This is a genomic window from Streptomyces sp. NPDC085931 (genome assembly GCF_044540565.1).
GTDB lineage: Bacteria > Actinomycetota > Actinomycetes > Streptomycetales > Streptomycetaceae > Streptomyces.
In genome coordinates this window covers 38,202-49,933 of the sequence record NZ_JBITSK010000008.1, presented here as the reverse complement: position 1 = coordinate 49,933, position 11,732 = coordinate 38,202, and the positions used below count along the sequence as shown (strand labels likewise).

The 11,732-nt window shown below is 73.9% G+C and carries 9 protein-coding genes and 1 pseudogene; 6 read left to right on the top strand and 4 right to left on the bottom strand.

What is annotated here, in order from left to right; genetic code table 11:
• The first annotated feature begins 54 nt into the window (after positions 1 to 54).
• Positions 55 to 1,260, top strand: a complete 1,206-nt coding sequence (locus ACIGAN_RS18325) for a hypothetical protein (protein ID WP_399858678.1) — start codon at positions 55 to 57, stop codon at positions 1,258 to 1,260.
• A gap of 226 nt (positions 1,261 to 1,486) precedes the next feature.
• Positions 1,487 to 2,479, top strand: coding sequence for a phosphatase PAP2 family protein (locus tag ACIGAN_RS18320; protein ID WP_399858675.1), 993 nt, complete (start codon positions 1,487 to 1,489; stop codon positions 2,477 to 2,479).
• A gap of 75 nt (positions 2,480 to 2,554) precedes the next feature.
• Here ACIGAN_RS18320 and ACIGAN_RS18315 read toward each other — a convergent pair whose 3' ends face one another.
• On the bottom strand, positions 2,555 to 2,764 hold the full coding sequence (locus ACIGAN_RS18315; protein ID WP_365089664.1) for an I78 family peptidase inhibitor: 210 nt from the start codon (positions 2,762 to 2,764) through the stop codon (positions 2,555 to 2,557).
• Here ACIGAN_RS18315 and ctaD point away from each other — a divergent pair.
• Positions 2,763 to 4,721: pseudogene (gene ctaD, locus ACIGAN_RS18310) on the top strand (cytochrome c oxidase subunit I); the annotation flags it as partial. The gene ACIGAN_RS18315 and the pseudogene ctaD overlap by 2 nt on opposite strands.
• A gap of 43 nt (positions 4,722 to 4,764) precedes the next feature.
• On the opposite strand, the gene ACIGAN_RS18305 reads toward ctaD, so the two are convergent.
• The 3 genes from ACIGAN_RS18305 to ACIGAN_RS18295 form a co-directional block, all read right to left on the bottom strand.
• Positions 4,765 to 5,805, bottom strand: a complete 1,041-nt coding sequence (locus ACIGAN_RS18305; protein ID WP_399858672.1) for a helix-turn-helix transcriptional regulator — start codon at positions 5,803 to 5,805, stop codon at positions 4,765 to 4,767.
• A 73-nt stretch (positions 5,806 to 5,878) separates the two neighbouring features.
• A complete protein-coding gene (locus ACIGAN_RS18300; protein ID WP_399858669.1) occupies positions 5,879 to 7,168 on the bottom strand; it encodes an ABC transporter substrate-binding protein in 1,290 nt (429 codons plus the stop codon).
• A complete protein-coding gene (locus ACIGAN_RS18295; protein WP_365737194.1) occupies positions 7,143 to 7,706 on the bottom strand; it encodes a hypothetical protein in 564 nt (187 codons plus the stop codon). The genes ACIGAN_RS18300 and ACIGAN_RS18295 overlap by 26 nt, the downstream gene beginning before the upstream one ends.
• 145 nt (positions 7,707 to 7,851) lie before the next feature.
• Between ACIGAN_RS18295 and ACIGAN_RS18290 the strand changes: the two genes are divergently transcribed.
• From ACIGAN_RS18290 to ACIGAN_RS18280, 3 genes are read left to right on the top strand one after another with little or no spacing between them, the layout of a single operon-like run.
• Positions 7,852 to 8,331, top strand: a complete 480-nt coding sequence (locus ACIGAN_RS18290; protein ID WP_399858667.1) for a hypothetical protein — start codon at positions 7,852 to 7,854, stop codon at positions 8,329 to 8,331.
• A complete protein-coding gene (locus ACIGAN_RS18285; protein ID WP_399858665.1) occupies positions 8,331 to 11,033 on the top strand; it encodes an ABC transporter permease subunit in 2,703 nt (900 codons plus the stop codon). Before ACIGAN_RS18290 ends, ACIGAN_RS18285 begins: the two co-directional genes overlap by 1 nt.
• A complete protein-coding gene (locus ACIGAN_RS18280) occupies positions 11,030 to 11,680 on the top strand; it encodes an ABC transporter ATP-binding protein (RefSeq protein ID WP_399858663.1) in 651 nt (216 codons plus the stop codon). The genes ACIGAN_RS18285 and ACIGAN_RS18280 overlap by 4 nt, the downstream gene beginning before the upstream one ends.
• Positions 11,681 to 11,732: the final 52 nt, after the last annotated feature.

Genomic DNA, 11,732 nt, shown 5'->3' with positions numbered 1-11,732 from the left:
ACCAGCACGCCCCGCCCGACCGGCCGGTTCCCGCCGCGGTCGATAATCGGGCCCGTGACCGATCTCGTGACGCGCGCGGCTCCGGCCCGCGCCGGGGCGCTGCGCCGGGCGGCTCCGGCGCTCCTCGGGTACGCGGCCGTCCGCGCCCTGGGCCTGCTCGCCCTGTTCCTGTGGAGCGCGGCGCGGGACAAGAGCGCGTACACCCTGCTGACGGCCCGCTGGGACGCCCTCTGGTACGTCCGGGTCGCCGAACTGGGCTACGGCTACGAGGTGCGCCTGGCCAACGGCGACGTCCACTCGAACCTGGCGTTCTTCCCGCTGCTGCCCTGGCTGGAGCGGCTGGTGGCGGCGGTGTCGCCGCTGTCGTACGCCGACGGGGGGTTCCTCGTCAGCCTGCTGGCCTCGCTCGCCGCGGCCTGGGGGATCTTCGCGGTGGCCGACCACGTGTACGGCCGCCGCGCCGGGGTGTGCGCGGTGCTGCTGTGGGCCGTGCTGCCGGTCGGGATCGTGCAGTCGATGGCGTACAGCGAGTCGCTGTTCACCGCGCTCGCGGCGTGGACGCTCCACGCGGTGCTGACCGGCCGCTGGGTGACGGCGGGCACGCTGGCCCTGGCGGCCGGCCTGACCCGGCCGGTGGGGACGGCGGTGGTCGCGGCGGTGTGGGCGGCGGCGATCGCCTCCCTCCTGACGGAGCGCCGCGAGACCGCTGCCGGGCAGGGTCACGTGTGCGAGGCGGGCAGTGCGCCGGGCCCGGCGCACCTCCGGGCCCGGCGCGTTCTCGGCATGGCCCTCGCCCCCCTCGGCACCGCCGGCTACGTGCTCTGGGTCGGCCACCGCACCGGCGACGGCCCGCTCGGCTATCTCGACGTGCAGGCGGGCTGGCGCAACGGCTTCGACGGCGGTTACGCCTTCGCCCGGTTCGTCGCCGCGAAGTTCAGCTCGTTCCCCTCGGCGCTCGCCGGCGCGGCGCTGATCCTCGCGGTCGCGTCAGTCGTCTGGCTGTACGCGGTCGGCGTGCGTCAGCGCCAGCCGCTTCCCCTCCTCGTGTACAGCGGGGTCGTCACCGCGCTGGCCCTGTGCGCGTCGAGCTACTTCGGCTCGAAACCGCGGCTGCTGATGCCCGCCTTCCCCCTCCTGCTGCCACTCGCCCTGGCCCTGGCGAGGCAGCGTACGCGCAGGTCGGCGTGGGTTCTGGGGGTCGCCGCCGTGATCGGCGCGGGGTACGGGGCGTTCTGGCTGAACGGCTCCGGTCCGCCCTGACCGGCTGTGAGCGACGGGAGAATTCCGGCCCATCCCCCGGTGAACGAATTCAAAAGCGCAATAAAACCCGGTCCGGAATGATCAAAGGAATTGAAGGCCGCAGCGCCCGGCGATTGTGGATTCGCTGGAAATAAACCTGCTCCTGAGAGGAATCCCACATCACATCGTCATCACAAAGCCGTTGATTCGACCGGGATCCGAGCTCACTCGCTGTAACGTCGATTGGGTGCGTACCGAACCGAAGCTCACCCGTCTGGACCGGGTGTTCGCCCGGCTGGACCGTGAGCCGGAACGACCGGCCCACATCGATGTGCCGAAGATGAGCAGACACCGCATCGTGCTCCTCGCGGCGACGCTCGCCTTCTACGGCGCCATCGTGTGGGCCGTGGTGATCACGTCCTGGCTGGTCCGGCTCGACTGGCAGGTGATGTTCTTCCGGCCGTACCAGCAGTGGTCGGAGATCCACTGGTTCGTCGACTACTACGTCGTGCTCGGCCAGCGCGGCCCGACCGCCGTGATGGTCGCGGCCTGGCTGGGCTGGCGCTCCTGGCGGCAGCACACCCTGCGCCCGCTGCTCGCCCTCGGCGTCTCGCTGCTGCTGCTGAACGTCACGGTCGGCGCGGCGAAGTACGGCATGGGCCGTCTGGGCCCGCACTACGCCACCGTGATCGGCTCGAACGAGATGTGGCGCGGCGGCGATATATTTCCGAGCGGTCACACCGCCAACGCCGTGGTGACCTGGGGAATCCTGGCTTACATGGCCTCCACCCCGAGAGCGCGCCGCTGGCTGTCCGCCGTGTCCGCCGTGACCTCGCTCGGCGTCGGCATGGCCACCGTCTACCTCGGTACGCACTGGCTGAGCGATGTGCTCCTCGGCTGGGCCGCCGGTCTGCTGATCCTGCTGGCCCTGCCCTGGTTCGAGCCGCTGATCGCCCGCGCGGAGGCCCGGATCCTCGATCTGCGCCATCGCCTGCAGGACCGCCGCGGCACCGTGGCCGCCCCGGTCGGCGTACCGCCCGTGGTGCTCACGCCGCTGCCCGTCGACCGGGACGACGTGCCGGCCCGCTCCTCCCGAACCCCCGTCTACCTGGCGCCGGGCCCGCACACGGCCCGTTCCGAGCGCACGCCGACCACCCCGGCCGGCAGCCGCCGTCCGCCCCACCCGGAGCGGCACCCGCGCGGCTCCGCGTCCTCGGCCCGCCCCCTGACGGGCGGCTGACCACGGCCCGGTGCGCACCCCGGCAGGCAGCGCGAAGGCCCCGGTTCCGCACGGAACCGGGGCCTTCGCCGGGTCTCAGCCCTTCCAGGCCCGGGCGACCCGGCCGCCGTCGACCTCGAAGTTCAGCCGTCCCACCCGGTACTCCATGGTGATGATCGCCCCCGGCGGCAGGGAACGCACCGTGGGCCAGCCGCGCTCGCGCGCGAGGCGTTCGGCCCGGCCGGCCTCCAGGCCGACATAGGCGTCCGGGCTGTCGTCGGGTTCCGCGGAAGGTGTCGGTGCCATGCCGCCACGCTATGTCCTGCCCGCCGGGCACGGAAGCCCGGGCCCGCACCGGCGGTCACTGTCCGCTCCCGGTCACGCTTCTGTCACAAGATCACGACAGGCGTTTCGGGGCGTGCCGGTCACACGGACGAGCGGTTCCGTAGGCCTTCCGCAGGCATGCGAACGCAATTCCCGCGCGTTCCGTGAGCTGCTGGAAAAGAGTGGCGGAAAGGGCCGGGAGAAGTACTCCCGGGGCCTGCTTCCATTCCGCCGCCGGACCGGCCGGGCAGCACCGGCACCGCCCGGGGAAATCCGGGCCTCCGGCACGGAAGAGGCCGGTACGCCCCCTGTCCGGGCGCGCGGTGACGCGAGCATCATGGCGTGGGCCCGCGGACACGCCGGGCGGACCGCGGCGGGCCCGGCACGCGAGGAGCGAAGGGGCGAGCGAGCGATGGGGACGCAGACCGTACGGGCGACGGTGCCGCCCGAGCAGCGGACGCGGCACGGCCGGGTGGCGGTCGACTGGCTGACGACGACGGACCACAAGAAGATCGGGCACCTCTACCTGGCCACGGCGTTCGGGTTCTTCCTGGTCGCCGGGGCGATGGCGCTGCTGATGCGGGCCGAACTGGCCCGACCCGGCCTGCAGATCATCGACAACGAGCAGTTCAACCAGGCGTTCACCATGCACGGCACGATCATGCTGCTGCTGTTCGCCACCCCCACCTTCGCGGGCTTCGCGAACGAGCTGATGCCGTTGCAGATCGGCGCGCCCGACGTGGCCTTCCCCCGGCTGAACATGTTCTCGTACTGGCTGTTCCTGTTCGGCGGGCTCATGGTGCTCGGCTCGCTGCTGGTGCCCTCGGGTCCGGCCGACTTCGGCTGGACGGCGTACGCACCGCTCAGCAGCGCGGAACGCTCGCCGGGCATCGGCGCCGATCTGTGGATCATGGGGCTGGCCCTGTCGGGCTTCGGCACGATCCTCGGCGCGGTCAACTTCATCACCACGATCATCGGGATGCGCGCCCCGGGCATGACGATGTTCCGGATGCCGATCTTCACCTGGAACACGCTGTTCACGTCGATCCTGATCCTGATGGCGTTCCCGGTGCTGGCGGCGGCGCTACTGGTGCTGGAGGCGGACCGGCGGTTCGGCTCGCAGGTGTTCGACGCGGCCAACGGCGGGGCGATCCTGTGGCAGCACCTGTTCTGGTTCTTCGGCCACCCCGAGGTGTACATCATCGCGCTGCCGTTCTTCGGCATCATCACGGAGATCATCCCGGTCTTCAGCCGCAAGCCGCTGTTCGGTTATCTGACCCTGGTCGGGGCGACGATGGCGATCACCGGTCTGTCGATGATCGTGTGGGCGCACCACATGTTCGCCACCGGCGCGGTGCTGCTGCCGTTCTTCTCCTTCATGAGCTTCCTGATCGCGGTGCCGACGGGTGTGAAGATCTTCAACTGGACCGGCACCATGCTGAAGGGCTCGCTGTCGTTCGAGACGCCGATGCTGTGGGCGACGGGCTTCCTGGTGACGTTCCTGTTCGGCGGGCTGACCGGGGTGATCCTGGCGTCGCCGCCGCTGGACTTCCATGTGACGGACACGTACTTCGTGGTGGCGCACTTCCACTACGTGGTCTTCGGCACGGTCGTCTTCGCGATCTTCGCCGGGTTCTACTTCTGGTGGCCCAAGTTCACCGGGAAGATGCTCGACGAGCGGCTCGGCAAGATCCACTTCTGGACGCTGTTCGTCGGCTTCCACACCACGTTCCTGGTGCAGCACTGGCTGGGCGCCGAGGGCATGCCGCGCCGCTACGCCGACTACCTCGCGGCCGACGGCTTCACCGCGCTCAACACCGTGTCGACGATCGGCGCGTTCCTGCTCGGCATGTCGACGCTGCCGTTCCTCTACAACGTGTGGAGGACCGCCCGGTACGGCGAGCGGGTCGAGGTGGACGACCCCTGGGGCTTCGGCCGTTCCCTGGAGTGGGCGACCTCCTGCCCGCCGCCGCGGCACAACTTCACGACGCTGCCCCGGATCCGCTCGGAGTCGCCGGCGTTCGACCTGCACCATCCGCAGTACGCGGCGGTGACTGCGCAGCCCGAGCCAGAGCGCCATCAAGCCGGTCGCGAGTCCTCCTGACCGCGTCGACCAGTCCGGCCGGCTCCAGCACCTCGAACTCGAAGCCCAGCATGACGACGTGGATGACCATCACGTCGAGGCTGCCGGCCCCGCAGCGCAGCAGGCAGGTGTCCGGGCCCTCGGCCTCCAGCACTCCGGCGGAGGGCGAGATGTGCGCGGCGGCCTCCTCCAGGGGCGCCAGCAGCCGTACGACACCGTGGGTGGCGTACGCGCGCGTGGAGACGCCCTGGGAGACGTAGGCGGCCAGGTCCTCGGCGGGCGGGTCGCGGGGGACGAAGCGCGGGCCGTGCGGGGGCTTGGGGGTGATGCGGTCGACGCGGAAGGTGCGCCAGTCCTCGCGGTCGAGGTCCCAGGCGACCAGGTACCAGCGGCGCTCGGTGCACACCAGCCGGTGCGGTTCGACGCTGCGGCGCGACGGGGTGCCGTCGTGGCCCTCGTAGGCGAAGCGGAGCCGTTCGGCGTCCCGGCACAGGTGCGCCAGTTCGGTGAGGACGGCCGGGTCGACGGAGGAGGGCAGCGAGCCGCGCAGCATCGGCACGGTGACGGCGTTCAGGGCGCTCACCCGGTGGCGCAGCCGGCTCGGCAGCACCTGCTCCAGCTTGGCCAGGGCCCGGACCGAGGTCTCGCCGATGCCCTCGATGCCCTGTCCGGCGGCGGTGCGCAGCCCGACCGCGACGGCGACCGCCTCGTCGTCGTCGAGGAGCAGCGGCGGCAACTGGGCGCCGGCGCCGAGTTGGTAGCCGCCGCCGGTGCCGGGGCTGGCGTTGACCGGGTAGCCGAGTTCGCGCAGCCGGTCCACGTCCCGGCGCAGGGTGCGGGCGCTGACGCCGAGCCGGTCGGCCAGGTCGGCGCCGGACCACTCGCGGTGGGCCTGGAGCAGGGACAGCAGACGCAGCAGGCGTGCCGAGGTCTCCAACATGGGGCGAGTCTGCCAGCCGTTGCGGACAGCCGCTGTCCTCGAGCCTCGGCCCCCTGTCGCCGAGCCTCCGCGCTCACGGGGTGTAGGCCAGTTGCGGGACGGTGAAGCAGGTGCGGTTCATGTCGCCCTGGGCGACCCAGCCCCTGCCGTCCCGCCAGCGGGCCACGGACAGGCAGGTGTCTCTGGTCCTGGGCGGTTCGGGCAGGCGGGCGAAGTCGACCGGGAGGAGCAGTCCGCCGGCGGTGTAGCCCCGGCTGCGGTCCATCCAGGCGTCGACGCACGCGCGCGTGATGCCGCTGCGCGCGCAGGACCGCGCGGCGTCGGTGAACCAGCGCGCGGCCGCCCACCCCTCGAGCTGCCACTGCCCGTGCGTCTTCAGGTCCTTCGTCGCCTCGCGGAACTCCCGTACGGCCGGGTGGCCGGTGTCCTGGAAGTTGCGGCTGGCGCCGGTCGCCCAGAGCGCGTTGCGGCAGCGCGGGGCGTCCGCGTAGGCCTCGCGGACGGTGGACGTCCAGTTCTGCACGTTGGTGACCTTGGCGGTGACGTGGGCGCCGACCTCGTCCATGGCCCGGCACAGGCGGGCGTTGCCGTGCCCGTCGATGGCGTCGAAGACCAGGTCGGCGCCCTGTTCCTTCAGATCGGCCGCGACGGCCCGGAAGTTGGGCAGGGCGAAGTCGACCTGCTCGGTGACGACCCGGTAGCCCTCGGCGCGCAGGCCGCGTTCGACGAGCCGGGCGTAGGCGGCCGAGGCGGCCTGGTTGTAGGAGACGACGGCGGCGGTCCGGGCGCCGTGCTCGCGCTTGAAGTAGCGGTAGACCTCGGTGCCGCCGTACAGCTTCCCGTTCCAGCCGGTGGTGCCGTCGCGGGGCGCGAGGCTGCCGTAGATGCCGTACAGGTGGGGGTGGGTGTCGTAGGCGGGGCCGAGGGGCTGGCCGCCGATGTCGGGCACCCGCGCGCGGGAGACGCGGGAGGCGCCCGCGTAGTCGAGGGCGGTGGTGGCGACCAGGGCGACGACCTTCTCCTGCTTGACGAGCCTGTCGACGCACTCGTTGTTGCCGATGCCGCTGCCGCCGTCGTCGCACGGGCGCACCTCGACCCGGCGTCCGCCGATGCCGCCGCGCGCGTTGAGCCGGTCGAAGAAGGCCTCGGCCCCGTCGCGCGGGCCGGTGAAGGCGCTGCCGCCGACCGGGCTGGTGGCGCTGGTGATGATGCCGACCTTCAGGGGCGCGGTGTCGCGGGGCGGGGCGGACGTACGGTTCTCGCGCGTGAAGTCGCTCTCCGGGAGCCGGCTGCCGCACGCCGTGCCCAGGACGAGCAGCAGCACCGCGGCGATCGCCTCAGCAGCCCGGGACGGGCGACCCATCGCCGCTCATCCGGACCAGCGAGCACAGGGTCTTGACGGACACCTTCCAGGTGCCCTGCTGTTCGACGGCCGTGCCGGAGGCGTCCGGCAGGGCGGTGGCACCCTGCAGGGTGAGCGTGTACGTCACGGTCGCCTCGGTCGCCGAGGTGAACTCGACCTTGCCGACCTGCGCCCGGACCTGCCCGCCGCGCTCGTCGCCGCCGAAGGCCCGCAGCACGGGGCCCATCCGGTCGCCGTTCTCCAGGACGGCCTGCTTGTCCTCGGTCGAGGTCTTCGGGTCGAAGAACTTCTGCCAGTTCCGCCTGATCTCCGCCTCCGCCGCGGCCCGGTCCGCCGGCGCCGTGGCCGGGGCGCTCGTGGTCCGCTCCACCGTGGGTGTGGGGGGCGTGGACCCGCTGCCGCCGCCGTCGTCGTCGCTGCAGGCCGCCAGGGCCGGGGCGAGGGCCAGGAGCAGGGCGGCCGCGATCGCCGTGCCCCGTCCCGCGGTGCGTGGACCGCCCGTCGCGTTCCCCCGCTTGAGGTCGCTGCCGAGAACCATCTGGCTCACCACCGGGTGTCGGTCCGGGCCCTGCGCGCCCGGTGCTTTCAGGGTCAGCTTCCACAGGGCATAGTGCAAGCGATCGGCGGACTTGAACAGGCAGCCAGACACGTGCACAGCCGGGACCGACGTGTGGGAGCCAGTGATGCGGACAAGCCGACTGCGGAGCGTGCATCCCGTCCTGTGGGCCGGCTGGGCCGCGCTGGCCGCCGGCGCCGTGCTGTGCGTCGTCGGCTGGTACGGGATCTCCGGCGAGCGCTATGCCGAGCGGCAGTTGCCCTACCTCGCCTCCTGCACGGTCCCCGGCGCCGCGCTGATCGTCGCCGGGGCGGTGCTGCTGGGCCACGGCCGGGGTGCGAGCGCCGCCGCGCGCGTGGAGGAGCTGTACGGCCTGCTGGTGGCGGCCGGGCCGGACGAGGAGCCGGAGTCGGCCGGCCGGGCCGCGGTCGCGCCGCTCGCGGTCAGCGGCGAGCTGCGGATGGTGCCGGGCGGCACGCTGTGGCACCGCGCGGACTGCCCGCTGGTCGCGGGGAAGGCCGAGGCGGTGCCGGTGGACTCCAAGCTGCTCGCGAGCGGTGAACTGGGCCCCTGCCCGATCTGCGAGCCGGCCGACGAGACCGACTGATGTCCTCGCTGACGTACGACCTCACGCTGGCCGGTCTCTCGGTCGGCAGCGCCGCGGCGCTGACCGGGATCGGCCTGATCGTGACGTACCGCGCGACCGGGGTGCTCAACTTCGCGCACGGCGCGATCGCGATGGTGTGCGCCTACGCGCTGCGCCAGTGCGTGGTGGAGTGGGGCTGGCCGCTGTGGCTCGGGGCCGCGGTGACGCTGCTGGTGCTGGCGCCGGGGCTGGGGGTGGTGCTGGAGCGGTTCGTGTTCCGGCCCCTGTCCGTCCTGGGGTCGGACCCGGCGCAGACGCTGGTGGCGTCCATCGGGGTGTTCGTGCTGCTGGTGGGCGGGGCGGCGCTGCTGTGGGGGCAGGGCGCCCGGGACGACGCGCCGGAGCTGGTGCCGGACGAGCCGTGGGGGCAGCTGGCGGTGGTGCTGGTGCTGGCGGCCGGCATCGCCGTGGTGGTGCGCCGGACGCGGTTCGGACGCCGGCTGCGGGCGGTGGTCGACGACCGGGGGCTGGCGCTGCTCGGCGGCATCGACGCGGACCGGGTCGCGGCGGCGGGCTGGGCGTTCGGCTCCTTCACGGCGGGGCTGACGGGCGTGCTGCTCGCGCCGTACGTGCGGCTCGATCCGTACGGGCTGCCGCTGCTCGTGATGGAGGTCGTGGCGGTCGCGGTGGCCGCGCGGATGCGGAGCCTGCCGGTCGCGGTGGTGGTGGCGCTGGGCATCGGCGTGGCGCAGAGCCAGCTGACGCGGCTGCACCCGACGGGCTGGGCCGGGCCGCTGGTCCAGGCGGCGGGCACGAACCTGTTCGTCGTGGCGCTGCTGGTCGCGGCGCTGGTGGTGCCGGGTGTCGGTGCGCGGGACGCGCTGCCGCGCCCGGCGGGCGCGCGGGTGCCGACGCCGCCGCCCGGCGCGTGGATCGTGGCGGGCGTGCTGTTCCTGCTGCCGCTGGGCCTGGCCGGCCGCGATCTGCACACGTCGGTGCAGGTGCCGGCGCTGGCCGTGATCCTGCTGTCCCTGGTGGTGGTGACCGGGCGCGGCGGGCAGATCTCGCTGGGGCAGGCGGCGTACGCGGGGCTGGGGGCCCTGTTCACCGCCCTGCTGGCGGCCGGCCGTTTCCCGGGGCTGCCGCGCCTGCCGGAGCTGGCGGCGCTCGCGGTGGCGGTCGTCCTGGTGGCGCCGCTGGGCCTGCTCACCGGCTGGCCGGCGCTCGGCCGCCGGGGGCTGGCGCCGGCGCTGGCGACGTTCGCGGTCGGCGTGGGGGTGAGCCGGTTCGTCTTCGCGCAGCCGTACGCGACGGCGGGCTTGTCGCTGGGCCGTCCGGCGGGCTTCGCCGGGGACCGCGCCTACTACGTCCTCGAACTGCTCCTGCTGGCGGCCGCGCTGACGGCGGTGCACGCGCTGCGCCGGGGCCGTACGGGCCGGGCCCTCGCGGCGATGCGGGACCACGAGGCGGGCGCGCAGGCGGCGGGCGTGCGGGTGCCGTCGCTGAAGCTGCTGGCGTTCGTGGCGGGGGCCGCGCTGGCCGCGCTGGGCGGCGGCATGCTCGGCATGGGCCTGCGCGCCTTCGACGCCGCGGCGTACGACCCGGTGCGGGGCCTGCTGTGGTTCGCGGCGGTGGTGGTGCTGGGCGCCGACAGCACGCTCGGCGCCCTCGCCGCGGCGGCCCTGCTGGTCGGTCTGGACGCGGGGACCCGCGGTGGAGTCGCGGCGGCCCTGATCGGCGTCCTGGCGGTCCTCGTGGGCCGCTTCCCGGGCGGCCCCCACCAGGCCCTGCGCACCACGGCGGACCGGCTGCGCCCGCGCCGCGCCGCGACCCTCACACCGACGGGCACCGCGGCCCGCGACCTGCTGCGTCCCCGACCGGCGAAACCCGGACGGTCCCGACGGGCACCGGTGCCGGCCGGGGCGACGCGGGTGTCGGAAGGGAGGGGGGCGACGGGAGCGGCCGGAGCGGCCGGCGCAACGCCCGGAACCCCGCCCGCGCGCGCCACCCGGCCGCCCTCCCCCGCCTCCCCTCTCCTCACCACCCGCCGTCTGTACGCCCGTTACGGCGGGTTCACCGCTCTCGACGGAGTCGACCTGGAGGTGTTCCCCGGGCGGGTCACCGCGGTCGTCGGACCCAACGGGGCCGGGAAGAGCACCCTGTTCCACTGTCTGGCCGGGACACTGCGGCCCGCGCGCGGGGCGGTGCTGCTCGCCGGGCGGGACATCACCGCGCTGCCCGCCCACGCCCGCACCCGCCTCGGAGTCGCGCGGAGCTTCCAGCAACTGGCCGTCTTCCCCTCGCTGACGGTGGCCGAGAACGTCCGGGTGGGGGCCGAGCAGGGCCGGGTGGCCGACCCGGGCGCCGTCGAGCGGACCCTCAGGCTGCTCGGGCTGGACGGGCCGGTACGGGCACGGCCCGCCGCCGGGCTGCCCACCGGGACGCTGCGCCGCGTCGAACTCGCCCGGATCCTCGCGGGCGCCCCCCGCGTGCTGCTGCTCGACGAGCCCGCCGCCGGTCTGGACACCGCCGAGGTGAACGCCCTGGCCCGGGTGCTGCGGGCGCTGGCCGCCGACGGCACGGCCCTTCTGGTGGTCGAGCACGACCTGGATCTGGTCGCGGGCCTGGCCGACGTCGTCCATGTGATGGCGGCCGGCCGGATCGTCGCCTCGGGCCCGCCCGGGCGTGTGCTGGACGCCCCGGGGACGCGGGCCGGCCGATGACCACCGTCTCCCTGCGCCACGCGCGCGTGCGCTACGGCCCCGTGGAGGCCCTGCATGGTGTCACGCTCGCCGCCCCGGGGCCGGGTCTGACCCTGCTGCTGGGCCGCAACGGCTCGGGCCGCACCACCGCCCTGCGCGCCCTGGCCGGCGCGGTTCCCCTGTCGGGCGGCGCGATGGTGTGGGACGGGACCGACGTGACCCGCGTACCGGCGTACGAGCGGGCCCGGCGGGGGATGTGCCTGGTGCCCGAGCGGCAGGCGGTGTTCGGCTCGCTCACCGTCCGCGAGAACCTCGACCTGGTCGCCCCCGGCCATGACGCGGCCCTGGAGGCCTACCCCCAGTTGCGTCCCCTGCTGGACCGCCGCGCCGGCACGCTCTCCGGCGGGGAGCAGCGCATGCTCGCCCTGTCCCGGGCGCTGCTGGCACGCGCGCGCGTGGTGCTGGTCGACGAGCCGGCCCAGGGCATGGCGCCCGCGGTGGCGGCCCGCACGTACGAGGTGCTGGCCGGGCTCCGGGCGTGTGTGGTGATCGCCGAGCAGCGGCTGCCGCCCGCCCTGCGGGACCGGCCGGCGCTCGTCTACGAACTGCGGCGCGGCGCCGTCGTGTTCGCCGGCGAGGCGGGCGAGCTTCGCCGATACCTCGGGTAACGGCGGTTTCCGGACACCCGCTTCATTCGCGGATTTCCGGATTTGTCGACCC

Bases quoted from the DNA above. Each gene is read 5' to 3' on its own strand.
- ACIGAN_RS18315 (WP_365089664.1), bottom strand. From the start codon at position 2,764: ATGGCACCGACACCTTCCGCGGAACCCGACGACAGCCCGGACGCCTAT.
- ACIGAN_RS18305 (WP_399858672.1), bottom strand. From the start codon at position 5,805: ATGTTGGAGACCTCGGCACGCCTGCTGCGTCTGCTGTCCCTGCTCCAG.
- ACIGAN_RS18300 (WP_399858669.1), bottom strand. From the start codon at position 7,168: ATGGGTCGCCCGTCCCGGGCTGCTGAGGCGATCGCCGCGGTGCTGCTG.
- ACIGAN_RS18295 (WP_365737194.1), bottom strand. From the start codon at position 7,706: ATGGTTCTCGGCAGCGACCTCAAGCGGGGGAACGCGACGGGCGGTCCA.
- ACIGAN_RS18290 (WP_399858667.1), top strand. From the start codon at position 7,852: ATGCGGACAAGCCGACTGCGGAGCGTGCATCCCGTCCTGTGGGCCGGC.
- ACIGAN_RS18285 (WP_399858665.1), top strand. From the start codon at position 8,331: ATGTCCTCGCTGACGTACGACCTCACGCTGGCCGGTCTCTCGGTCGGC.
- ACIGAN_RS18280 (WP_399858663.1), top strand. From the start codon at position 11,030: ATGACCACCGTCTCCCTGCGCCACGCGCGCGTGCGCTACGGCCCCGTG.